Here is a 22,895-nt window from a genome sequence, read left to right as displayed (position 1 = left end):
CCACAGAAGGCACAAACCCTGCAAAAGGCCGCGGCTGCGACCTTGCAGGGTTTGCTGTATGCCTTGCGGCTCCGGTCAGGCGGCTGGACCTTGCTCTTGCTCGAACGGCAGGTGCAGATCGCGCAGGTCGCGGCGGGTTTCCACCAGCACCAGCGGGCCTTCATCCAGCACCACGACAGGGGGGCGCTCGCGCGGCACGTGGATGGGGCGGGGCTCGGCGGCGATGGCCGCCTGCACGGCTGCCACCTTGTCCGCGTCGGACTGCACCCATTGCAGGCCGCTGCTTTGCGCGATCTGCTGCATTTCCTGCACCGGCAACTGGTAGGGCGCCACACGGGGCAGGCCTGCGCTTTGCGGTGCTGGCTGGGGTGCGGCGGCAGGGGCAGGTGCTGCGGGCGCTGCCGTGGCCTCTGTGGGTGCTGCTGCGGCGATGGGCGCCTCGGCCTGCACGGGGGCGGGCGCTGCGTCTTCGGCAGGCGCTTGCAGCGGCGCGGGGGCCGCGGCTGCAAAGTAGCTGCGGCGCGGCGGCTCGTCCGTGGCAGGTTCGGCTGCTGGGGCGGCGTGGCTGCCCGTCAGGTCGATGTCCAGCAGGTTGCCGCTATCGGCCTCGGTGCTGGGTGCGGCGGCCTGATCGTTGCGCTCACCGCGCTCGCGCCGGTTGCGGCCATAGCGGTCACGCGAGCGGCGCTGACGGGGCTCGCCGCCTTCGGCCGAGGTGCTGCCCGGAATCTCATTGCCGGTCAGATCCAGGTCCGGCAGCAATTCCTGAGGTGCCGTGTCGGCAAAACCGGTTTCGGCCGTGCTGGTGTCGGGTGCCGGGCGGGGCTGGCGCTCACGTCCCTCGCCACGCGGGCCGCGTTCACGGCGGCCGTTGCCGTTGCGGGGGGCGCGTTCGCTCGCGTTCGCATCCGCTGCGGCGGTTTGGGGTGCCTCGGTGGCGTTCAGACCGGTGTCGTTGGCCTGAGGGGCGCGGGCCTCTGCATCGCGGCGCGGGCGGTTGCCCTCGCGGTTCTCGCGCGGTGGGCGGCTTTCGTTGCTGCGTACTTCGCCATTGCGTGGCTCGCGCTCGGTGTTGCGCTCACCACGGCGGCCGCGTCCGTCGCTGCCGCCTTCGCGACCGGCGCCGTCACGGGGGCCGTTGCGTTCACCCTGGCGCTCGCCGCTGCGTTCACCACGGCGACCGCGTCCGTCACGCCGGGGCTCGCGGGCGCCGGGTTCTGCGGCGGGCGCAGGGCTGGCCGGTGCCACGGGTGCGGGGGCTGCAGGGGCCGAGGGGCCGAAGCCAAACAGGCTCTTGAGCCAGGAGAAGAAGCCTTGCTCCTGCGCGGGAGCCACCGGAGCCGCAGCGCCAGCAGACTTGGGGGCGTTGGCCCGAGGGGCCGCCGCGCCAGCGCCCTGGGGGGCGTTGCGTGCGGGACGCGGTGCGGGTTCGGGGCGGGGCTCGGCCACCGGTGCGGGGGCATCGGGCAGCACACCCTTGATCACGGGCGTTTGCTTGTTGGTGGGCTCTTGCGAGCGGCGCGTGACGGCGGTGGGGTCCTCAAATTCCTCGGCGAGCTTGTAGCTGGCGTCGAGGTGGTCCAGGCGCGGGTCGTCGTGCTTGAGGCGTTCGAGCCTGTAGTTGGGCGTTTCCAGCGTCTTGTTGGGCACCATGAGCACGGCCACGCGCTGCTTGAGTTCGATCTTGGCGATCTCGGTGCGCTTTTCGTTCAGCAGGAAGGAGGCCACTTCCACCGGCACCTGGCAGTGCACGGCGGCGGTGTTGTCCTTCATGGACTCTTCCTGGATGATGCGCAGGATTTGCAGCGCGGAGCTTTCTGTGTCGCGGATGTGGCCCGCGCCGCCGCAGCGCGGGCAGGGGATGGAGGAGCCTTCGCTCAGGGCGGGCTTGAGGCGCTGGCGGCTCATTTCCATGAGGCCGAACTTGCTGATGTTGCCGAACTGCACGCGGGCGCGGTCCTGGCGCAAGGCATCGCGCAGGCGGTTTTCCACTTCGCGGCGGTTCTTGCTCTCCTCCATGTCGATGAAGTCGATCACGATCAGGCCGCCCAGGTCGCGCAGGCGCATCTGGCGCGCCACTTCGTCGGCCGCTTCCAGGTTGGTGCGGGTGGCGGTTTCCTCGATGTCGCCGCCCTTGATGGCGCGGGCCGAGTTCACGTCCACGCTGACCAGCGCTTCGGTGTGGTCGATCACGATGGCGCCGCCGGAGGGCAGGCTCACGGTGCGCGCGTAGGCCGACTCGATCTGGTGTTCGATCTGGAAGCGGCTGAACAGGGCTGCGTCGTCGCGGTAGCGCTTGACCTTGCCAGCGTGCTCGGGCATCACGTGCGACATGAACTGGTGGGCCTGTTCATAGATGTCGTCGGTGTCGATGAGGATGTCACCGATGTCGCTGTTGAAGTAGTCGCGGATGGCGCGGATGACCAGGCTCGATTCCTGGTAGATCAGGAAGGCGCCCTTGCCGCCCTTGGCTGCGCCGTCGATGGCGCTCCAGAGCTTGAGCAGGTAGTTCAGGTCCCATTGCAGTTCGGGGGCGCTGCGACCGATGCCGGCCGTGCGCGCGATGATGCTCATACCGTTGGGGTACTCGAGCTGGTCCATCGCCTCCTTCAGCTCGGCGCGGTCCTCGCCCTCGATGCGTCGGCTGACGCCGCCGCCGCGCGGGTTGTTGGGCATCAGCACCACGTAGCGCCCGGCCAGGCTGACAAAGGTGGTCAGCGCTGCGCCCTTGTTGCCGCGCTCTTCCTTCTCGACCTGGACCAGCAGCTCCTGGCCTTCCTTAATGACGTCGTTGATGCGCGCCTGGGAGGGCGAGACGCCTTCCTTGAAATACATGCGCGAGATTTCCTTGAAGGGCAGGAAGCCGTGGCGGTCTTCGCCGTAATCGACGAAACAGGCTTCCAGGCTGGGCTCCACGCGGGTGACCACGGCCTTGTAGATGTTGCCCTTGCGCTGTTCGCGCCCTTCGATTTCGATTTCGTAGTCGAGGAGCTTTTGTCCGTCGACGATGGCCAGGCGCCGTTCTTCGGGCTGCGTGGCGTTGATGAGCATCCGCTTCATGAGCGTTTTCCTTCTTCCAGTGGCGGGACGCGCCTGCGCAGCAGCACTCACGCCGCGCGGCGACCGACCCGCTGATTCCAAACAAACGACAGGCTCTTGCCGAGCCAACAATGCCTGGACTGACGCTCTGGAACGAAGGGAATTGCCAAGGATGCCGCAATACCCCGCACAGCTTCTAGCTTTGCGGGGGCGGCAAGGGCGCGTGGATGGGGGCGAAAAGCCTGACAGTACGCTCAAATGCTACAAAAAATGTAGCTGGTTGCGCAGGCTGGAAGGGCGCTGGAGCATGATTTGATGCCCATGCCGCAGGCAGGCGCCTACGCCACAGTGCTTGAACCATCATGACCAGTGCCCACATGTTCGCTTCGATCCTCCGGCAGGACGGGCCCGGGTGGGGTGGCCTGCCAGATGGGGTATTCCGTATCGGTGTTCCAATGTGTCAGCCACCCGTGCGCCACACCGGCCATGGCAGGCAATGGGCCTGTCATCTGCTGGTGCGACACCCGCCGGCATCGACCTGCCTGCGCATGGGGAAATGGCCGCGTGGACTAAACTCCAGACGAATCAACCACTTACAAAACACTGCGCAGGTGAAACACATTATAGGGGCCAAACCGCTGCCGCGGGCGACGACACGCTCGCAAACCCCAGGCACTGCTGCACCATCGGCGGTACGTACCGTGGAGGTCGATGCCGAATCGGCGGGCCAGCGGCTGGACAACTTTTTGCTGCGCCAACTCAAGGGCGTGCCCAAGACCCACGTCTATCGCATCATCCGCAGTGGCGAGGTGCGCATCAACAAAGGCCGCGCCAGCGCCGACACCCGGGTCAATGCGGGCGACCAGGTGCGCCTGCCGCCCGTGCGTGTGTCCGAAAAAATGGCCGACAAGGCCGAGCGCCCTGCACCGGCGCGCGAATTCCCGCTGCTGCTGGAGGACGAGCACCTCATTGCCATCGACAAACCCGCAGGCACGGCCGTGCACGGCGGCAGCGGCGTGAGCTTTGGCGTGATCGAGCAACTGCGCCAGGCACGACCGCAGGCCCGCTTTCTGGAGCTGGTGCACCGGCTGGACCGCGAAACCTCGGGCATTTTGCTGGTGGCCAAGAAGCGCAGCGCGCTCACGCAGTTGCAGGACCAGTTCCGCCAGCGCGAGACCGGCAAGACCTATCTGGCCCTGGTGGTGGGCACTTGGCCTGCGCGCAAAAAGCTCATCGACACGCCGTTGCACAAATACCTGCAGCCCGATGGTGAGCGCCGCGTGCGCGTGACCACGCCCGAGGATCCTGATGCCATGCGTGCCATCACGCTGGTCAAGGTACGCAGCGTGCTGCCCGAGCGGCCCGATGCAGGCCTGCCCGCGTTCACGCTGCTGGAGGTCACCATCAAGACCGGGCGCACGCACCAGATCCGCGTCCACCTGGCCAGCCAGGGTCATCCCATTGCCGGGGACGAAAAATACGGCGACTTTGAGCTCAACCGCCAGTTGCAGCGCCAGGGCCTCAAACGCATGTTCCTGCACGCCTGGCGGCTGCAGTTCGACCACCCCGCCAGCGGCGTGCGCACCGAACTGCTGGCACCACTGCCGCCCGATCTGGCCATTTTTGTTCACGACACACCATGAATTCCATCGCCCGTGCGCGCCGCTTCGACCTGATCGCTTTCGACTGGGACGGCACGCTGTTCGACTCCACGGCCATCATCGTGCGCAGCATCCAGGCCGCCGTGCGCGACGTGGGCGGCGCCACCCCCAGCGTACAGGCGGCCTCCTATGTCATTGGCATGGCGCTGCCGCAAGCGCTGGCCCACGCTGCGCCCGATGTGCCGCCCGAGCGCTACCCCGAACTGGGCCAGCGCTACCGCTACCACTACATGCAGCACCAGGACGACCTGAGCCTGTTCGATGGCGTGCTGCCCCTGCTGGAGCGGCTGCGCGAGCGCGGCCACCTGCTTGCGGTGGCCACCGGCAAAAGCCGCCGTGGCCTGGACGAAGCACTGCGCAGCGTGAGTCTGCGCGGTGTGTTCGACGGCTCGCGCACCGCCGATGAAACCGCCGGTAAGCCCCACCCACTGATGCTGCAGGAGCTGATGGCCGAATTCGACGTGCCGCCCGAGCGCCTGCTCATGGTGGGCGACACCACGCACGACCTGCAGATGGCGCAGAACGCGGGCTGTGCCAGTGTGGGCGTGAGCTACGGCGCGCACGAGCCCGAGGCCTTTGCGGCGCTGAATCCGCTGCATGTGGCGCATTCGGTGGCTGACCTGCACGCCTGGTTGGATGGAGCGGCATGAGATGAGCGAGCACACCGACCCACAAGCCTTGCCTCTGTGCCCCAGCGCCGACCTGCAGGAGGGCGGCCTGGCCGTGCCGTTTGACGTGCTGTACCACGGGCAGCATTGCCGCGCCTTTGCCATCCGCTTCCAGGGGCGGGTGCACGCCTATCTCAACCGCTGCGCCCATGTGCCCATGGAAATGGACTACCAGGAAAACCGCTTCTTCGACGACAGCGGGCGCTGGCTGATGTGTGCCACCCACGGCGCTACCTATGCCCCCGACACCGGCACCTGCGTGGGCGGCCCCTGCCGGGGCGGGCTGGTCAAGATCGCCCTGACCGAGAGCGATGGCATGGTGCACTGGCATACTGCGCAATCTTTGAAACCTGTGGATTTCTGACATGACCGACCCCCAAGCGACTTCTGGCGCTGGATCTGAGCAAAAACCATTGCCGACGCCCGATCCATGGGCGCAAGTTGCTACTCAATCGGTAGCAAAAGAGGATGATTCCAGCGCTCCGGGCTGGGAGCGCGGGGTGCTCGAAAAACTCGCCTTTGCCGCGCTGGCAGAGCAGCGTGCCGCTCGGCGCTGGCGCATCTTCTTTCGCCTGGCCTGGCTGTTGCTGTTTGCCGGCCTGGTCTGGACGCTGGCTTCCAACGAAATGGCCAGCAATGCCAGCAAATCGGCGCCCCACACAGCGGTGGTGAACGTCAAGGGCGAAATCGCCGATGGCGCGGAAGCCAGTGCCGAGAATGTGCTCGCTGCGCTGCGCAGTGCGTTCGAGGACCAGGGTTCGCAGGCTGTGGTGTTGCTCATCAATTCGCCCGGTGGCAGCCCGGTGCAGGCAGGCATCATCAACGATGAGATCGTGCGCCTCAAGCAAAAGCACAACAAGCCGCTGTACGCCGTGGTCGAAGAAACCTGCGCATCGGCCGCTTACTACATTGCCGCCGCCGCCGACGACATCTACGTGGACAAGGCCAGCATTGTGGGCAGCATCGGCGTGCTGATGGACGGTTTTGGCTTCACCGGCACCATGGAAAAGCTCGGGGTCGAGCGCCGTTTGCTGATCGCCGGGGAGAACAAGGGCTTTCTGGACCCCTTCAGCCCGCAGTCGGACAAGCAGCGCCAGTTCGCGCAGTCCATGCTCGACCAGATCCACCAGCAATTCATCGCGGTGGTCAAGGAAGGGCGCGGCGACCGTCTCAAGTCCACCGACGAAACCTTCAGCGGCCTGTTCTGGACGGGCCAGCAGGCCATCGATCTGGGCCTGGCCGACCACCTGGGCAGCCTGGACTACGTAGCGCGCGAGGTGGTCAAGGCCGAGGACATCATCGACTACACGCGCCGCGAGAACGTGGCCGAGCGCCTGGTCAAGCGCTTTGGCATGACCCTGGGCGAAGGGGCCGTGCACGCGATGCGCTCCTGGGCGCCGCAGTGGCGCTGAACGGCTTTCAAGGACAATGCCGAAATGAACTGGCTGGACGAAGTGAAATGGGATGCGCAGGGCCTGGTGCCCGTCATCGCGCAGGAAAAAGACACGGGCGATGTGCTGATGTTTGCGTGGATGAACCGCGAGGCCCTGGCCAAGACGGCCGAGCTGGGTCGCGCGGTGTATTTCAGTCGCTCGCGCGGCAAGCTCTGGTTCAAGGGTGAGGAGTCCGGCCACGTGCAGACCGTGCACGAGATCCGCACCGACTGCGACACCGATGTGGTCTTGCTCAAGGTCACCCAACTGGGCCATGAGCCCGGCATTGCCTGCCACACCGGTCGGCACAGCTGCTTCTTCAACGTGCTGCAGGGCGATGCCTGGCAGGCTGCCGATCCGGTGCTCAAAGACCCGGAATCGATCTACAAGTGATACCCGCATGACCCGCAGCGACACCCTGGCCCGCGTGGCCGCCACCATCGAAAGCCGCAAGCCCGCGCTGGGCGCCGACCCCGCTACCAGCTACGTGGCCCGCCTGCTGGCCAAGGGGCCGGATGCATTTCTGAAGAAAATCGGCGAGGAAGCCACCGAGGTCGTGCTGGCCGCCAAGGACGTGGACCATGGCGCCGACAAGGCCAAGCTCGTGTACGAGGTGGCCGATCTGTGGTTCCACAGCCTGGTGGCGCTGGCCCACTACGGGCTGCACCCCGACGACGTGCTGGCCGAACTGGAGCGCCGCGAAGGCACCAGCGGCATTGCCGAAAAGGCCGCACGCGACCGCACCTGAAACCCGCATCCCCGAGGAGGGCTGTGCCATGAGCGACATCACCGATGTGGAAGACCAACGTGCCGAGGGCCTCAAGGCCTGGGGCTGGGTCAGCTACCTGCTGCACCTGATCGTGGCCGTGGGCGCCGTGATTCCGGGCGCACAGCCCGGCGCGGCGCTGCTCATCATTGCGCTGGTCATCGACCTGGTGAAAAAAGGCGATGCCGACGGTACCTGGCAGGCCAGCCACTACGCCTGGCGCATCCGTACCGTGATCTGGGCCGGGGTGTTGTACGTGCTGACGGCGCCCTTGTGGGTGTTGTTCCTGTTGCCGGGCTGGATTGCCTGGGGGCTGATCTCCATCTGGTTCCTCTACCGCATCGTCCGCGGTATGGTCACCATGAACCAGAGCCGTGCGATCGATGCCTGAGCCAGAGCGCACCCCAGCCAAGGGCCTGAACCTGGCCTTGCAAGGCGGGGGCTCGCACGGTGCGTTCACTTGGGGCGTGCTCGATGCGCTGCTGGAAGACGGGCAGTGGACGCTCGACGGCATCAGTGGCACCAGCGCTGGGGCCATGAACGCGGTTGCGTTGGCCCACGGTTTTGCACAGGCCGCGCGTGAGCATGCCGACCCGCTGGATGCACGTCAGGCGGGTGCCGCATTGGCACGCGCCACGCTGCGTCGCCTGTGGGAGGGTGTGGGCGCCCTGGGCAACATGGCCTGGGGGCTTCCTCAGTCCCAGGGTTTTGCCGGGCTGCCGATGATGGCCACGCCCTGGCTGGCGCCCGCGCAGATCAATCCCTTCGACATCAACCCGTTGCGCAGCCTGCTGGCGCGCGAAGTGGATTTCGAGCTGCTGGCGTCGCAGCGCAAGGGCGTGCCCCAGGTGTTTGTGTGCGCCACCAACGTGCGCACGGGGCGCGGGGAAATCTTTGCCGGCCCTCGGCTCTCGGCCGATGCGGTCATGGCCTCGGCCTGTCTGCCCTTGATGTTCAGCGCGGTGCGGATCGAGGGCGAGCTGTACTGGGACGGGGGCTATTCCGGCAACCCGGCGTTGTACCCGCTGATCTACCAGACCGAGTGCAGCGACATCCTGCTGGTGCAGATCAATCCGATCGAGCATTTGGGCGTGCCCGACACCATGCCGGAGATCATGGATCGGATGAACGAAATCACCTTCAACGCCAGCCTGCTGGCCGAGTTGCGGGCCATCGAGTTCGTGCGCCGCCTGCTGGCCGAGGGCAAGCTGGACCCGCGCCGCTACAAGAACGTGCGCATGCACCGCATCGACGGCGGAACCCCGCTGCAAGGCCAGGGTTTTGCCAGCAAGTCGCGCGCGGATGCGGCCTTTCTGCACAAACTCTTCGACCTGGGCCGCGAGGCTGGGCAGCAGTGGCTGCTGGCGCACCGCGCCGATGTGGGCGTGCGCGCCACGCTGGATCTGGCGCAGCATGCATGATGGGGAGCAACCCCCTGTGGCGCTGCGCGCCTTCCCCCTTCTCTCGAATTGCTGCGCAATTCGGGAAGGGGGACGCCACCGGTGCGGCGGGGCGGCCCTTGCACGGTGGCCGCTGGCCTGGGCCCCGCCGGTGTTTGGCGTTTTGGGCGGCGCCACTTGCGCGAATGATGGAACTCCTTCTGCTTTGACATTTCTGAGAAACCGCCATGGCTAGCCTTCACGACCACGACCCCAACTGCCTCTTCTGCAAGATCATTGCGGGCCAGATTCCGTCCCGCAAGGTGTACGAGGATGACGAGATCTTTGCCTTCCATGACATCCACCCTTGGGCGCCGGTGCATTTTCTGATGGTGCCCAAGCTGCACTTGCCCTCCATGGCGCAGGTGCAGCCGGAGCATGCGGGGCTGCTCGGGCGCATGATGGCGCTGGCGCCGCGCCTGGCGCTGGAGCAGGGCTGCCGCCCTTATCCCGAGGGGGGGTTCCGCATTGTGGTGAACACGGGGCTTGAAGGCGGGCAGGAAATCCACCATCTGCATGTGCATGTGTTGGGTGGGCCGCGTCCGTGGCTCAAGGGCTGAGAGCTGTTTTGCAAGGTCTCTGACAGATTCGTCACAGGCGCCGACTAAAATGGCCCGCATTCGTTAGGAGAATTTCCATGGGTACTTTTTCCATCTGGCATTGGCTGGTTGTCCTGCTGATCGTCGTGCTGGTGTTTGGCACCAAAAAGCTCAAGAACATCGGTTCTGATCTGGGTGGCGCCGTCAAGGGCTTCAAGGACGGCATGAAGGATGGCACTTCCGGTGATGCGTCCGCCCCGGCCACGCCGCCCGCAGGCCAGGTCACGGGCAGCACGGCCACCGACAAGACGACCATCGACGTCGAAGCCAAGCAAAAAAGCTGATGCTTGAAACCGAGAGGCGCGCGCACGCATGATTGATATCGGCCTGTCCAAGATGGCGCTGGTTGGCGTGGTGGCGCTCATCGTCATCGGGCCTGAGAAGCTGCCGCGCGTTGCGCGCACCGTGGGCACCTTGCTGGGCAAGGCGCAGCGCTACGTGTCCGACGTGAAGGCCGAGGTCAACCGTTCCATGGAGCTTGACGAGCTCAAGAAGATGAAGGAAACGGTGGAAAGCGCGGCCCGCGACGTGGAACACTCCGTCCAGACCGCGGCCAATGAGTTCGAGCAGGACTGGGCCGAAGCCACCGGCCAGGCCAGCGCGGAGCTGGAGGGCAGTGCCACGGTGGAGCCGGCGGCTCCCGTGTACCGGCATCCAGGCAAGAACTGGCGCCTCAAGCGTGGCGCGGTGCCCCAGTGGTACAAGTCGCGCAACGGCGTGCGTACCAAGGCGCAATCTGGCGCTGCGCGTGTTGCGCGCTACCGGCCCCAAAAATTCCACTGACGCGCGCTTGCCAGCGACGCCACCGCGGGCCGCAGGCCTGCAGGCAACCCATCATGTCCGACCAACCATCCAAAGACGAAGAACTAGCCGGCACCGAGCAGCCCTTTGTGGAGCATCTTGTCGAGCTGCGTGACCGACTGGTCAAGGCACTGATCGCCGTGGGTGTGGCTGCAGCGCTGCTGTTTTTCTTCCCCGGGCCAGGGGCCCTCTATGACTTGCTGGCCGCTCCCCTGGTAGCTCATCTGCCCAAAGGGGCCACGCTGATCGCTACCTCGGTCATTTCGCCCTTCATGGTGCCGCTCAAGATCTTGCTGGTTTCAGCCTTTCTGCTGGCCCTGCCTGTGGTGTTGTGGCAGGTTTGGGCCTTCATCGCGCCCGGCCTGTATGCCCATGAGAAGCGCCTGGTGCTGCCCCTGGTGGTTTCCAGCACCTTGCTGTTCTTTGTGGGGGTGGGCTTTTGCTATTTCTTCGTTTTTGGGCAGGTGTTCAGCTTCATCCAGAGCTTTGCGCCCAAGAGCATCACGGCCGCCCCTGACATCGAGGCCTACCTCAGCTTCGTGCTGACCATGTTCATTGCCTTTGGCCTGGCCTTCGAGGTGCCCATTGTGGTGATCGTGCTGGCGCGCCTGGGGCTGGTGAGCGTGGAGAAGCTCAAGGCGTTTCGGGGGTATTTCGTCGTGCTGGCCTTCATCATCGCTGCCGTTGTGACGCCGCCCGATGTGGTGTCGCAACTGGCTCTGGCCGTGCCCATGTGCCTGCTGTACGAACTGGGTATCTGGGCTGCGCAAGTCTTCATCCGGCACACGCGGGCGCCGGACGACGTGCAGGAAACCACGCCGCGCTGACCGGCGCGCTGCTCAGCGCTGGCGGGTGCGTCGGGCCTGTGGCCGCACGCCGGGCGTCAGCTCCAGGTCGAGCATCCGGTTGCCGCGCTGCACCTGGAACGGTGCCGCTTCTCCGGGGCGCAGCGCCGCCACCGAGGACAGCAGGCCCGCCACGTTGGTCACGGGCTTGCCCGCTACTTGCACGATCACGTCGCCAGGACGGATACCGCCCACGGCTGCAGGGCCGTCTTGCAGCACGCCGGTGATGATGACGCCTTCGGTGGCTTTGACGCCAAAGGTTTCGGCCAGTTCGGGCGACAGTTCGTTGGGTTCCACGCCGATCCAGCCGCGCGTGACCTTGCCCTCGCGCACGATGCCGTCGAGCACCATGCGCGCCGTGGACACCGGAATGGCAAAGCCAATGCCCAGGCTCCCGCCCGAGCGTGAGTAGATGGCGGTGTTGATGCCCAGCAGGTTGCCGTTCACGTCCACCAGGGCGCCCCCCGAGTTGCCGGGGTTGATGGCGGCGTCGGTCTGGATGAAGTTCTCGAAGGTGTTGATGCCCAGCTGGCTACGCCCCAGCGCGCTGACGATGCCGCTGGTCACCGTCTGCCCCACGCCAAACGGGTTGCCAATGGCCAGCACGATGTCGCCCACGGCCAGCTCGTCGGAGTTGCCCAGCACGATGACGGGCAGCTTGTCGAGTTCGACCTTGAGGATGGCCAGGTCGGTCTCGGGGTCGGTGCCCACCACGCGGGCGCGTGCCCGGCGACTGTCGGAGAGGGTGACGTCGATCTCGTCGGCCCCCTCGACCACGTGGTTGTTGGTGAGGATGTAGCCATCGGGGCTCACGATCACGCCGCTGCCCAGGCCTGTCTGGGGCTCGTTGCCCATGTCGCCAAAGAAGAAGCGGAACCAAGGGTCGTTGCTGCGCGGATCGCGCGCCGGAGCGGTGCTGGTGTTGATACTCACCACGGCGGGCGAGGCCTTGCGCGCCGCGCCGCTGAGGCTGCCTGGCGGCACGTAGCCGCTGGCGGCTGGAGGGGCCTCGATGAGCGCAATGCCGGCGCCCGACCGGATGGCGCCCTTGCGGATCCAGTCCGGTTGCAAGGTGGCAACGACAAAATAGGCCGCGACGAGAACCGTCACGGTCTGCGAAAACAGCAACCAGATGCGTTTCATGGACGATGGGCGATGAGAGTGCGGATGCTATTGTGGCCCAAGCGCTGCCCCCTGCGCCGCACGACAATACGGCCATGCCCATTCACCGAGACACCCTGCTGCAGGCGCTGGACGCGCTCTTGCAGCCCGAACGCTTCAAGGACTACGGCCCCAATGGCCTGCAGGTCGAAGGCAAGGCGCAGATTGCGCGCATCGTCAGTGGCGTGACGGCCAGCCGTGCGCTGATCGACGCCGCCATTGCGCAGCAGGCCGACGCCATCTTTGTGCACCACGGTCTGTTCTGGCGCGGGCAGGACGGGCGCGTCACCGGCTGGATGAAGCAACGCCTGCAGCGCCTGCTGACGCACGACATCAGCCTGTACGCCTACCACCTGCCCCTGGACGCGCACCCCGAACTGGGCAACAACGCCCGCCTCGGCGCACTGCTGGGCTGGCAGGCCGACGCGCGCTTTGGCGAGCAGGACCTGGGCTGCGTGGCCAGCGCGGACTATGGCAACGCGCAGCTGCTGGCGCAGCATGTGCAGCAGGTGCTGGGGCGCGGCACCACGCTGGTGGCGCCCGAGGATGCCAAGCCCATCCGTCGCGTGGCCTGGTGCAGCGGCGGGGCGCAGGGTTACTTCGAGGCCGCCATGGCCGCCGGTGCCGATGCGTTCATCACCGGCGAAATCTCCGAGCCCCAGGCCCACCTGGCGCGCGAGAGTGGCGTGGCCTTCATCGCCGCCGGGCACCACGCCACCGAACGCTATGGCGCCCCGGCGGTGGCCGCCCATGTGGCGGCACAGCTGGGGTTGGAGCACCGGTTCATCGACATCGACAATCCCGCATGATACGCTATAAAAATGATAGCTGTTTGCGCAATGAATACGAGCGCTAGAGGCATAAATGACTGAAAAATCTACGCTGCGCCCTCTGGCCATCACCCAGGGAGACCCTGCAGGCATAGGCCCCGAGATCGTCGCCAAGGCATTCCGGGACGCACCTGAGCTGCTGCGCGGCTGTTTCGCCGTGGGCGACCTGGCTACGCTGCGCCGCGCTGCGCAGTGCATCGTCCGGCCGGGCCAGCCCGAGCTGCCGGTGGCGCAGATCGATGCGCCCGTGCAGGCGCTGGACATGCCGCCGCGTAGCCTGCCGGTGCTGCCGCTGCCCGGCCTGCCGGGGCCGGTGCCCTGGGGCCAGGTCTCGGCGCAGGCCGGCCGGGCGGCAGCGCAGTGCGTGGTGTGGGCCGCGCGCGCGGCCTTGCGTGGCGAGGTGGCCGGGCTGGTGACGGCGCCGTTGCACAAGGAATCCTTGCACGCGGCGGGAGTGGACTACCCCGGCCACACCGAGCTGCTGCAGGCCGAGGCGGCTGCGCACGCAGGCGTTGCGCTGGCCGACATGCCCGTGCGCATGATGCTGGCCAGCGATGAGCTGTGCACCGTGCTGGTCAGCATCCATGTGTCCTTGCGCGACGCGCTGGCTGCCGTGACGCAAGGCAACCTGTTGCAAACCCTGCAGATCACGCACGAAGCGTTGTCGCGCAGCCTGGGGCGCGCGCCGCGCATCGCTGTGGCTGGCCTGAACCCGCACGCGGGCGAAGGGGGGCTGTTTGGCCGCGAGGAGATCGAGGTGATCGCCCCCGCCATCGCCGAGGGTCTGCGCAGGGGCTGGACCGTGGTGGGGCCGTTGCCGCCCGACACGGTGTTCATGCGCGCACGCCATGCGCCGGGTCATCCGGGCGAGTTTGATGCGGTGCTGGCCATGTACCACGACCAGGGCCTGATTCCCATGAAATACCTGGGCGTGGACAAGGGCGTGAACGTGACCCTGGGCCTGCCGCTGGTACGCACCAGCCCGGACCATGGCACCGCTTTCGACATCGCGGGCCAGGGCGTGGCCGATGCCTCCAGCCTCATCGAGGCCGTGCGCATGGCGCGCCGCCTGGCGCTGTAAAACTCGGCGCAGGTGCTCAGCGCTTGAGGCTGTCGCGGATTTCGCGCAGCAGCACGATGTCTTCGGGCGTGGGAGCGGGGGCGGCGGGCGTTTCGGGGGCCGCAGGGGCCTCGCGCTTGAGGCGGTTGATCTGCTTGATCATCATGAAGATGATGAACGCCAGGATGAAGAAGTTCACCGCCACGGTGATGAAGTTGCCATAGGCAAACACCGGAACGCCCGCCTTCTTGAGCGCATCCAGCGTCATGGCCGTGCCTTCGGGCACGGTGCCCAGCACCAGGAACAGGTTGGAGAAATCCAGCTTGCCGAACACCAGGCCCACCACCGGCATGATGAGGTCGGACACCACCGAGTCAACGATCTTGCCAAAGGCGCCGCCAATGATCACGCCCACGGCCAAGTCGATGACGTTGCCCTTGATGGCGAATTCACGAAATTCCTGCATCATTCCCATGGTTCGATTCCTTTCAAAACGACAAGCCCGCAGTATCACGCAATCGCCGTATTTTCGATCCAGGTCATGACTGCGCGAGAAAGCGGCGGTTGGTTCATTGCAGTCCGCTACAATTTACGGTTGTCCCAACCCTAGCGATGATCATAGAGGACCCCCATGAGTGACACTCCAATCGACTCCAGCAAACGGACGTGGCTGATCGCGACCGGCTGCGCGGGCGCTGTGGGCGGCGTAGCAACCGCCGTTCCGTTCGTGAGTACCTTCCAGCCCTCCGAGAAGGCCAAGGCCGCCGGTGCTGCGGTTGAAGTGGACATTTCTCAGCTCAAACCCGGTGAGCGCGCCATCGTCGAGTGGCGCGGCAAGCCGGTCTGGATCATCAAGCGCACGCCCGAGCAGCTGGCCGATCTGCCTGCGCTGGATGCGCAGCTCGCCGATCCCAAGTCCGAGCGCAAGCCCGACGAGTTCACGCCAGCCTACGCGCGCAACGGCCACCGCTCCATCAAGCCCGAAGTCCTCGTGGCCGTGGGCATCTGCCCGCACCTGGGCTGCTCGCCCTCTGAAAAATACACGCCCGGTCCTCAGCCTTCGCTGCCCGACGACTGGAAGGGTGGCTTCCTGTGCCCCTGCCACGGTTCGACCTTCGACATGGCCGGCCGTGTGTTCAAGAACAAGCCTTCGCCGGACAACCTCGAAATCCCGCCGCACATGTATCTGTCGGATACGCGCCTGCTCATCGGTGAAGACAAGAAAGCCTAATCGAGGACCCCACCATGGCCGAATTCAAGGAAATTTCCCCCAACGCCTCGGCGGGCGCCAAGCTCACCAACTGGTTTGAGAACCGCTTTCCCACGGCATTCGACGCCTATCGCGTCCATATGTCGGAGTACTACGCACCCAAGAACTTCAACTTCTGGTACATCTTCGGCTCGCTGGCCCTGCTGGTGCTGGTGATCCAGATCGTCACCGGCATCTTCCTGGTGATGCACTACAAGCCCGACGCCGCCAAGGCCTTCGAGTCGGTCGAGTACATCATGCGCGACGTGCCCTGGGGCTGGTTGATTCGCTACATGCACTCCACGGGTGCCTCGGCATTCTTTGTCGTGGTGTACCTGCACATGTTCCGCGGCCTGCTCTACGGCAGCTACCGCAAACCGCGTGAGTTGGTCTGGATCTTCGGCTGCGCCATCTTCCTGGCGTTGATGGCCGAAGCCTTCATGGGCTACCTGCTGCCCTGGGGCCAGATGTCGTACTGGGGCGCCCAGGTGATCGTGAACCTGTTTGCTGCCATCCCGCTCGTGGGTCCTGATCTGGCGCTGCTGATCCGTGGTGACTATGTGGTGTCCGATGCCACCCTGAACCGCTTCTTCAGTTTCCACGTGATCGCCGTGCCCCTGGTGCTGCTGGGCTTGGTCGTGGCGCACTTGCTGGCCTTGCACGATGTGGGTTCCAACAACCCCGACGGCGTGGAAATCAAGAAGGGCCCCAAGGGCAACCGCTGGTCTCCCAATGCACCTGCGGACGGCATTCCGTTCCACCCCTACTACTCGGTACATGACATCTTCGGTGTCTGCGTGTTCCTGATGGTGTTCTCGGCCGTGGTCTTCTTTGCCCCTGAGGCGGGTGGCTACTTCCTGGAGTACAACAACTTCATCCCGGCCGACCCCATGGTCACGCCGGCACACATCGCCCCGGTGTGGTACTTCACGCCGTTCTACTCCATGCTGCGCGCCATCACCGCCGAGATGATGTATGCGCTGGTCGCGTGCGTGGTGCTGGCTGCGGCGTTTGGTGTGTTCAAGGCGCGCATGCCGGTGCTCTTCAAGGGCATCGTCGCCGTGGCTGCTGCGGTGGTCGTGGCCCTCATGCTGGCCATTGACGCCAAGTTCTGGGGCGTGGTCGTGATGGGCGGCGCCGTGATCATCCTGTTCTTCCTGCCTTGGCTGGACAACAGCCCGGTCAAGTCGATCCGCTACCGTCCGAGCTGGCACAAGTACGTGTATGCCGTGTTCGTGGTCAACTTCGTGATCCTGGCCTACTTGGGTGTGCAGCCGCCGTCGCCTGTGGGCGAGCGCGTTTCGCAGGTCGGCACGCTGCTGTACTTCGGCTTCTTCCTGCTGATGCCCTGGTGGAGTGCCAAGGGTGAGACCAAGCCGGTGCCCGACCGTGTCACCTACAAAGCGCATTGAGCCGGAGTCAACCCACCATGAAAAAAATCATTCTCTCGTTCATTGCAGCCCTGGGTCTGGCCGCTGGCGCGGCGCACGCTGCTGGCGGTAGCACCATCCCTTGGGACAAGGCGCCCAACAAGCTCAACGATCTGCCTGCCCTGCAGAATGGTGCCAAGCTGTTCGTGAACTACTGCGTGGGCTGCCATTCGGCCGCGTTCATGCGTTACAACCGCCTCAAGGACATCGGCCTGACCGAGCAGCAGATCAAGGACAACCTGCTGCTGACCACGGACAAGATCGGTGAGACCATGAAGGCTAACATCGATCCGAAGCAGGCCAAGGAATGGTTCGGCGCCAACCCGCCCGACCTGACCGTGATCGCTCGCTCGCGCGCCGGCCATGGTGGTACGGGTGCCGACTACCTCTACACCTTCCTGCGCTCCTTCTACCGTGATGAGGCCAAGGCCACGGGTTGGAACAACGTGCTGTTCCCCAACGTAGGCATGCCGCATCCCCTGTGGCAACTGCAGGGTGAGCGCCGTGCGGTGTTCGACCAAACCACCCACGCCTTCAAGGGTTACGAGCAGATCACGCCCGGCTCCATGAGCGCGCAGGACTACGATGCCGCCATCGGCGACCTCGTGGCCTACATGCAGTGGATGGGTGAGCCTGCCCAGGGCACGCGTGTCCGCCTGGGCATCTGGGTGCTGGGCTTCCTGTTCGTCATGACATTCTTCGCCTGGAAGCTCAACGCAGCCTACTGGAAAGACGTCAAGTAAGGCCCGGTCTCGACCTGGCCACCGCCGCCGCCCTGGCGGCGGTGCATTTCTCTACGGAGTGGGCGCTTGCGAGCGCTCCACTCCTTTGGTTTTTAGGAGCTACTCGCCATGATGGTGCTTTATTCGGGAACCACCTGTCCCTTCTCCCACCGTTGCCGTTTCGTGCTGTTCGAAAAAGGCATGGACTTTGAAATCCGCGACGTGGATCTTTACAACAAGCCCGAGGACATCAGCGTGATGAACCCCTACGGGCAGGTTCCCATCCTGGTTGAACGTGACCTGATCCTGTACGAATCGAACATCATCAACGAGTACATCGACGAGCGCTTCCCGCACCCCCAGCTCATGCCTGGCGATCCGGTGGACCGCGCCCGCGTGCGCCTGTTCCTGCTCAACTTCGAGAAGGAACTGTTCGTGCACGTCGGCACGCTCGAATCGCGTGCCTCCAAGAGCAACGAAAAAGCCCTGGAAAAGGCCCGCGCCCACATCCGCGATCGCCTGACGCAGCTCGCCCCCGTGTTCCTGAAGAACAAGTACATGCTGGGCGAGAACTTCTCCATGCTCGACGTGGCGATTGCACCGCTGCTGTGGCGCCTGGATTACTACGGCATCGAACTGTCCAAGAACGCGGCGCCGCTGCTCAAGTACGCCGAGCGCATCTTCTCGCGCCCAGCCTACATCGAGGCGCTCACGCCCTCCGAAAAGGTCATGCGCAAGTAAGACTGTCCGTCGCCCAACCCCTGCAGCCTCCTCGCCCATGAACGCCCTGGAAACCACCTCCACGCGCCCCTATCTCATCCGTGCACTGCACGAATGGTGCACGGACAACGGCTTCACGCCCTACATCGCCGTGCGCGTGGACGAAACCGTGCAGGTGCCCATGGAGTACGTCAACAATGGCGAGATCGTGCTCAATGTCGGCTTTGATGCCACGGGCAGCCTGCAACTGGGCAACGACTACATCAGCTTCAAGGCCCGCTTTGGCGGCGTGGCGCGCGACATCATGGTGCCCGTGGGCCGGGTGATTGCCATCTACGCCCGTGAAAACGGGCAGGGCATGGCCTTCCCTCCCGCGGAAGACATGGCGCCGCCGCCCGCCACTTTTGCGGCGCCGGTATCCAGTGCCGATCCAAGCCGCCTGGTGCAGCTGGTCAGCAGCGAGCCGGGCGACGAGGACAGCGACCCGCATCCCCCCGGGCCACCCCCGGCTTCGCCCACACGGCCCGCGCTCAAGCGTGTCAAGTGAGCTGGCGGGGCTTTACAATACCTCTCTCGCCGATTTAGCTCAGTGGTAGAGCAACCGCCTTGTAAGCGGTAGGTCGTCAGTTCAATCCCGACAATCGGCACCACATCAAGGGCCGCACCGTTCCAAGAACGTGCGGCCCTTTTCTTTGTGATCTTTGGTATCGCACCGGTGCAGTGGGGGCTGTGCGCTGGAAGCCACGTGCTACCGACGGTATGTGGCGCTGCTTCTGCTGCGGTCGTTCATGTGGGACCGTCGTAGAAGCCATCGGGGCCCTTCCCAGCCGCGTCAGACCTTTCCTCGCTGGACGGGGATCACGAAGCTTTCTTTGACCTCCTCCATCACCACATAGCTGTTGGACTGCGCTGGCACCGGCATGTGTTGCAGGATGGAGCCCAGCAGGTGCCGGTATTCCGACATGTCGGTCAGGCGCACCTTGACCAGGTAGTCGAAGCTGCCCGAGATCAGGTGACATTCCAGCACCTCGGGCATGTTCTGCAACTCGTCGCGCACCTTTTTGAAGATGTGCTCGGATTTCTGTGCCAGGGTGATTTCCACGAACACCAGCAGGTTCTTGCCCAGCGCGGCCGGGTTGACGCGTGCGTGGTAGCCCTTGATCACGCCCTGCGCCTCCAGCCGTTTGACCCGTTGTGAGCAGGGGGAGGTGGACAGGCCGACACGCTCGCCCAGTTCGGTCATGGTCAGGCGTCCGTCCTGCTGCAAGAGGTCCAGGATGCGCCGGTCGATGGAGTCGAGTTCAGACATTGTTGTTCATGCAGAGGTTTGACAATCAAAACGGCAGCTATTGCTGTAGTAGAGCATTATTTCAGCAAAAGATATGCCTGAAAATCCGTAAAGTCACGATCATTCATCGTACATCGGAGACATGCCATGAAAATTGTCGTATTGGGTGCGGGCGTGATTGGTGTGACCACCGCCTACTACCTGGCCCGCGCGGGCGCCGAGGTCACGGTCATCGACCAGCAGGAGGGCCCGGCCCTGGACACCAGCTTTGCCAATGCCGGCCAGGTCTCGTTCGGCTACTCCACGCCCTGGGGCGCGCCCGGCATCCCGGTCAAGGCGCTCAAGTGGATGTTCGAAAAGCACGCGCCACTGTCCATCCGGCCTGACGGCACATTGTTCCAGCTGCGCTGGATGGCCCAGATGCTGCGCAATTGCTCGGCCGAGCGCTATGCGGTCAACAAAGAGCGCATGCTGCGCTTGTCCAACTACAGCCGCGAGTGCATCACCCAGCTGCGTGCCGACACCGGCATTGCCTACGAAGGCCGCCAGGCCGGTACGCTGCAGTTGTTCCGCTCGCAAAAGCAGGTGGACCAGGCCGAGCGCGACATCGCCGTGCTCAAGGAGTGCGGCATTGCCTACGAAATGCTCGACGCCAAGGGCGTGTGCCAGGCCGAGCCCGCGCTGGCCCGGGCCGGTGCCCCGATCGCCGGCGGCCTGCGTTTGCCGCAGGACGAAACCGGCGACTGCTTCAAGTTCACCAACGCCCTGGCGCGCATGGCGCAGGAGCTGGGCGTGCAGTTCCGCTTCAACACCAGCGTGGACGCGCTGCTGTTTGACGGGCAGGGCGCCGTCAATGGCGTGCAGCTGGCCACACCAGACCGGGAGGTGGTCAAGGCCGACCGCTACGTGCTGGCCATGGGCAGCTACTCGCGCCAGTTGCTGCTGTCCAGCGGGCTGGACATCCCGGTGTACCCGGTCAAAGGCTATTCGCTCACCATCCCGATCCAGGACGAGGCGCTGGCACCCGTCTCCACGGTCCTCGACGAAACCTACAAGATTGCGCTGACACGCTTTGACAACCGCATCCGCGTAGGTGGCATGGCCGAACTGTCGGGCTTTGACAAGACGTTGCGCGCGCAGCGCCGCGCCACGCTGGAGATGGTCACGCGCCAGCTCTTCCCCGGCGGCGACCTGGCACGCGCCGAGTTCTGGACCGGCCTGCGCCCCATGACACCCGACAGCACGCCCATTGTGGGCCGCACGCCGCACAGGAACCTGTACCTGAACACGGGGCACGGCACGCTGGGCTGGACCATGGCCTGCGGTTCGGGGCAACTCCTGGCCGACATCGTCACCGGCCGCAAGACCGGGATCTCCACCGAAGGCCTGTCGGTGGACCGCTACCTTGGCAGCGTCCCAGCCTTGCAGGGTCGGACGGCCGCCGGCAGCGTGGCGTAAGAGTGTGCTTTGCGCTGCACAGTGACCCTGTTGCAGCGCAAAGGGGCTGCGAATCGAAGGCATGGGGCGCGGGGCACGTCAGCGCATGGCCCATGCGCAGCCGTCGCAATGTCCCCATGTTTCCGTTGGGCTCGACAGGAATCGAATGGCAGCTTGAAAGCCGCATAGATGCTGGATTTTTGATTTTTCTACTTGAAAAGTACCGTCAAAAGTACCGTCATTTGTGAAGGTGTCTCCCTTCCGTTGCGAAAAGTCTACGGAGGATTCGGTGTCGCTCTCGTCGTTCCTTCGCCCGCGTACCTACACGCGCACCTATCGCGGCAGCAGGTCAAATCTGATTGGGTCGCATACGCCGAGCATTACGCTACTCTTTTCCACCACGGCCTGCGGTCCTGTTCTGCTGGTGAGAACGCTGTATCTATTTCGCCCGTCTTTCTCTTGAAAGAACGAGTAAATCTCAGTGGTCGCGCCTGCGTAGTGCGCAAGAATCGAAATTGACTTGTCGGATGACCTGAGCAGCACGAGCTTTGCTCCGTCCTGCGTCATGCTGATGGGTTTGTTGCGGGCATCTATGAACAGCATGTCCAGCGTCCCGTTTGATGTCCGCACGAGCGTCAAAACTCCCTCTGAGATTTTTTCATCTGACCATCCGGCATCTGCCTTTTCCACGATGCCGCTGAAATGTCGGTACACCTTACCCGCAGGGCTTCTGCACGTTGCGATGTCCGCTTGTTGCGAATATGCGCCCGTTGTGGCGAGCAATGCGCACAGTGCGCAGATGGTTTTGAAGTTCACGTTGTTCCTAGTCTGCGTAAGCCAAGGAAAGCATCTAGCTTTGACTGGGGAATTTTCGTTTGATTGTTTTCAAACGGGGATTTTTTCTGTGCGTGCGGAACTGCAGGGTGTCACTCAAGTCGCATGCCCAGACTTTCCCCCTCCCCCCGGCATGCTAGCGCCCGCCCTCGATCAACCCCGCGCCATGTTGTTGATCCTGCGCATTTCGGCCAGCTCGGCATTCAGCGCCTGGGTCAGCTCTCGCAGTTGCGCCCGGTGCCCGCCCTGCCATGCGTTGCGTGATGACGCTGCCTTACCCTCGGGTGTTCGTGGGCCGGTGCTTTGCTTCCACGGTTGCCATTGCCGGATCAGCTCGGCCTGCCGCTGCCTGCGCTCTGGTGTCCAGGGTGTTGCCATGCTGGTGCTCCAATAGTTCGTTTGGTTTGCATTGTGTTTTCCCCGCGCTCGCGGGAGTGCCGTTGTTGACCTGCTGGGGGCCGTTGGCAATGTTGGCCTGCTTGATGTAGGGCATGGGGTTTTTCATCAATGCCAGAGTCTCAGCCGTTGCGCGTGCCTGGGACTGCGCCTTCAGGGCCAGCCGCATTAGCACCTCGATGCCCTTGAATGAATCCTGCCGCCCTGAGCGTTGCGCCAGGTTGTTGAACAGCGCGTCCAAGGTCAGAAACTGGTGGGTCAAGACGCGCTCAAACCGGCCCATGTCTCCGGCCACGGTCTCGTCCCCGGCCTTGCGCATGGCGGCCAGTAGCTCAGTCACTCCCAGCTCTTTGCCACCGCCTGCATAGGCTTGCAGCGTGATGGCAGTCAGTGCGCCGTCGGTTGCCAGCGCGGCCAGCTTTTCGGAAGGGCTGTCACCGGGGTGGACTTCAACCCGCAAGGCATTGGGATCAGGTGGGGTTTTGTCCTTGCCCTTGGTGTTTTTGGTGGTTGCCAT

General features: G+C 64.6%; 26 protein-coding genes and 1 tRNA gene. 21 read left to right on the top strand and 6 right to left on the bottom strand.

What is annotated here, in order from left to right:
• Nucleotides 1-75 precede the first annotated feature (75 nt).
• A complete protein-coding gene (locus tag GWK50_RS15805; protein ID WP_162017318.1) occupies nucleotides 76-3,060 on the bottom strand; it encodes an Rne/Rng family ribonuclease in 2,985 nt (994 codons plus the stop codon).
• Between the two features lie 617 nt (nucleotides 3,061-3,677).
• Here GWK50_RS15805 and GWK50_RS15800 point away from each other — a divergent pair.
• The 12 genes from GWK50_RS15800 (at nucleotide 3,678) to tatC (ending at nucleotide 11,233) form a co-directional block, all read left to right on the top strand.
• Nucleotides 3,678-4,682 carry an RluA family pseudouridine synthase gene (locus GWK50_RS15800; RefSeq protein WP_347339555.1) on the top strand — a complete coding sequence of 335 codons (1,005 nt, stop codon included), beginning with the start codon at nucleotides 3,678-3,680 and terminating at the stop codon, nucleotides 4,680-4,682.
• Nucleotides 4,679-5,350 carry an HAD-IIIA family hydrolase gene (locus tag GWK50_RS15795; protein ID WP_162017317.1) on the top strand — a complete coding sequence of 224 codons (672 nt, stop codon included), beginning with the start codon at nucleotides 4,679-4,681 and terminating at the stop codon, nucleotides 5,348-5,350. Before GWK50_RS15800 ends, GWK50_RS15795 begins: the two co-directional genes overlap by 4 nt.
• Nucleotide 5,351: 1 nt before the next feature.
• Nucleotides 5,352-5,732, top strand: a complete 381-nt coding sequence (locus GWK50_RS15790; protein WP_162017316.1) for a Rieske 2Fe-2S domain-containing protein — start codon at nucleotides 5,352-5,354, stop codon at nucleotides 5,730-5,732.
• 1 nt (nucleotide 5,733) lies between these two features.
• Nucleotides 5,734-6,780, top strand: coding sequence for a S49 family peptidase (locus GWK50_RS15785; RefSeq protein ID WP_162017315.1), 1,047 nt, complete (start codon nucleotides 5,734-5,736; stop codon nucleotides 6,778-6,780).
• 24 nt (nucleotides 6,781-6,804) lie between these two features.
• Nucleotides 6,805-7,194: a phosphoribosyl-AMP cyclohydrolase gene (gene hisI / locus GWK50_RS15780; protein WP_162017314.1), complete on the top strand. Its 390-nt coding sequence runs from the start codon at nucleotides 6,805-6,807 to the stop codon at nucleotides 7,192-7,194.
• Between the two features lie 7 nt (nucleotides 7,195-7,201).
• Nucleotides 7,202-7,549 (top strand): phosphoribosyl-ATP diphosphatase, encoded by a 348-nt coding sequence (locus GWK50_RS15775; protein WP_162017313.1) that lies wholly within the window; start codon nucleotides 7,202-7,204, stop codon nucleotides 7,547-7,549.
• Nucleotides 7,550-7,577: 28 nt separating this feature from the next.
• Nucleotides 7,578-7,958 carry a hypothetical protein gene (locus GWK50_RS15770; RefSeq protein WP_162017312.1) on the top strand — a complete coding sequence of 127 codons (381 nt, stop codon included), beginning with the start codon at nucleotides 7,578-7,580 and terminating at the stop codon, nucleotides 7,956-7,958.
• Complete coding sequence (locus tag GWK50_RS15765; RefSeq protein ID WP_162017311.1) at nucleotides 7,951-8,988, top strand: patatin-like phospholipase family protein; 1,038 nt, start codon at nucleotides 7,951-7,953, stop codon at nucleotides 8,986-8,988. Before GWK50_RS15770 ends, GWK50_RS15765 begins: the two co-directional genes overlap by 8 nt.
• 206 nt (nucleotides 8,989-9,194) lie before the next feature.
• A complete protein-coding gene (locus tag GWK50_RS15760) occupies nucleotides 9,195-9,566 on the top strand; it encodes a histidine triad nucleotide-binding protein (RefSeq protein WP_162017310.1) in 372 nt (123 codons plus the stop codon).
• A gap of 77 nt (nucleotides 9,567-9,643) precedes the next feature.
• Nucleotides 9,644-9,889, top strand: coding sequence for a Sec-independent protein translocase subunit TatA (gene tatA / locus GWK50_RS15755; RefSeq protein ID WP_162017309.1), 246 nt, complete (start codon nucleotides 9,644-9,646; stop codon nucleotides 9,887-9,889).
• 28 nt (nucleotides 9,890-9,917) lie between these two features.
• The gene (tatB, locus tag GWK50_RS15750; RefSeq protein ID WP_162017308.1) at nucleotides 9,918-10,388 is read left to right on the top strand and encodes a Sec-independent protein translocase protein TatB; all 471 of its coding nucleotides are present in this window, start codon (nucleotides 9,918-9,920) and stop codon (nucleotides 10,386-10,388) included.
• 53 nt (nucleotides 10,389-10,441) lie between these two features.
• Entirely contained in the window at nucleotides 10,442-11,233 is a 792-nt protein-coding gene (tatC, locus tag GWK50_RS15745; RefSeq protein ID WP_162017307.1) for a twin-arginine translocase subunit TatC, read from the top strand.
• A 12-nt stretch (nucleotides 11,234-11,245) separates the two neighbouring features.
• On the opposite strand, the gene GWK50_RS15740 is transcribed toward tatC, so the two are convergent.
• Nucleotides 11,246-12,394 (bottom strand): trypsin-like peptidase domain-containing protein, encoded by a 1,149-nt coding sequence (locus GWK50_RS15740; protein WP_162017306.1) that lies wholly within the window; start codon nucleotides 12,392-12,394, stop codon nucleotides 11,246-11,248.
• A 74-nt stretch (nucleotides 12,395-12,468) separates the two neighbouring features.
• Between GWK50_RS15740 and GWK50_RS15735 the strand changes: the two genes are divergently transcribed.
• Together GWK50_RS15735 and pdxA are read left to right on the top strand one after the other, a co-directional pair.
• Entirely contained in the window at nucleotides 12,469-13,221 is a 753-nt protein-coding gene (locus GWK50_RS15735) for a Nif3-like dinuclear metal center hexameric protein (protein ID WP_162017305.1), read from the top strand.
• 55 nt (nucleotides 13,222-13,276) lie between these two features.
• Entirely contained in the window at nucleotides 13,277-14,323 is a 1,047-nt protein-coding gene (gene pdxA / locus GWK50_RS15730) for a 4-hydroxythreonine-4-phosphate dehydrogenase PdxA (RefSeq protein ID WP_162017304.1), read from the top strand.
• Nucleotides 14,324-14,339: 16 nt separating this feature from the next.
• Here the strand turns inward: pdxA and mscL are convergent, their stop codons facing one another.
• Nucleotides 14,340-14,777: a large conductance mechanosensitive channel protein MscL gene (mscL, locus tag GWK50_RS15725; RefSeq protein ID WP_162017303.1), complete on the bottom strand. Its 438-nt coding sequence runs from the start codon at nucleotides 14,775-14,777 to the stop codon at nucleotides 14,340-14,342.
• Nucleotides 14,778-14,933: 156 nt separating this feature from the next.
• On the opposite strand from mscL, the gene petA reads away from it, so the two are divergent.
• The 6 genes from petA (at nucleotide 14,934) to GWK50_RS15695 (ending at nucleotide 19,073) form a co-directional block, all read left to right on the top strand.
• Nucleotides 14,934-15,533, top strand: coding sequence for a ubiquinol-cytochrome c reductase iron-sulfur subunit (petA, locus tag GWK50_RS15720; protein ID WP_162017302.1), 600 nt, complete (start codon nucleotides 14,934-14,936; stop codon nucleotides 15,531-15,533).
• A gap of 14 nt (nucleotides 15,534-15,547) precedes the next feature.
• Nucleotides 15,548-16,963, top strand: coding sequence for a cytochrome bc complex cytochrome b subunit (locus tag GWK50_RS15715; RefSeq protein ID WP_162017301.1), 1,416 nt, complete (start codon nucleotides 15,548-15,550; stop codon nucleotides 16,961-16,963).
• Nucleotides 16,964-16,980: 17 nt separating this feature from the next.
• Nucleotides 16,981-17,724, top strand: coding sequence for a cytochrome c1 (locus GWK50_RS15710; RefSeq protein ID WP_162017300.1), 744 nt, complete (start codon nucleotides 16,981-16,983; stop codon nucleotides 17,722-17,724).
• A gap of 108 nt (nucleotides 17,725-17,832) precedes the next feature.
• Complete coding sequence (locus GWK50_RS15705) at nucleotides 17,833-18,444, top strand: glutathione S-transferase N-terminal domain-containing protein (protein WP_162017299.1); 612 nt, start codon at nucleotides 17,833-17,835, stop codon at nucleotides 18,442-18,444.
• A 37-nt stretch (nucleotides 18,445-18,481) separates the two neighbouring features.
• Entirely contained in the window at nucleotides 18,482-18,970 is a 489-nt protein-coding gene (locus tag GWK50_RS15700; RefSeq protein ID WP_162017298.1) for a ClpXP protease specificity-enhancing factor, read from the top strand.
• Between the two features lie 28 nt (nucleotides 18,971-18,998).
• A tRNA-Thr gene (locus GWK50_RS15695) sits at nucleotides 18,999-19,073 on the top strand.
• A gap of 182 nt (nucleotides 19,074-19,255) precedes the next feature.
• Here GWK50_RS15695 and GWK50_RS15690 read toward each other — a convergent pair.
• On the bottom strand, nucleotides 19,256-19,732 hold the full coding sequence (locus GWK50_RS15690) for a winged helix-turn-helix transcriptional regulator (RefSeq protein ID WP_162017297.1): 477 nt from the start codon (nucleotides 19,730-19,732) through the stop codon (nucleotides 19,256-19,258).
• Nucleotides 19,733-19,858: 126 nt separating this feature from the next.
• On the opposite strand from GWK50_RS15690, the gene GWK50_RS15685 reads away from it, so the two are divergent.
• The gene (locus GWK50_RS15685; RefSeq protein ID WP_162017296.1) at nucleotides 19,859-21,169 is read left to right on the top strand and encodes a D-amino acid dehydrogenase; all 1,311 of its coding nucleotides are present in this window, start codon (nucleotides 19,859-19,861) and stop codon (nucleotides 21,167-21,169) included.
• 312 nt (nucleotides 21,170-21,481) lie between these two features.
• On the opposite strand, the gene GWK50_RS15680 is transcribed toward GWK50_RS15685, so the two are convergent.
• Nucleotides 21,482-21,964 carry a hypothetical protein gene (locus tag GWK50_RS15680; protein WP_162017295.1) on the bottom strand — a complete coding sequence of 161 codons (483 nt, stop codon included), beginning with the start codon at nucleotides 21,962-21,964 and terminating at the stop codon, nucleotides 21,482-21,484.
• A gap of 292 nt (nucleotides 21,965-22,256) precedes the next feature.
• Complete coding sequence (locus GWK50_RS15675; protein ID WP_162017294.1) at nucleotides 22,257-22,895, bottom strand: hypothetical protein; 639 nt, start codon at nucleotides 22,893-22,895, stop codon at nucleotides 22,257-22,259.

The sequence above is a fragment of the Acidovorax sp. 210-6 genome, assembly GCF_010020825.1.
Classification (GTDB): domain Bacteria; phylum Pseudomonadota; class Gammaproteobacteria; order Burkholderiales; family Burkholderiaceae_C; genus Simplicispira; species Simplicispira sedimenti.
This window is presented reverse-complemented; position numbering and strand designations above follow the sequence as displayed.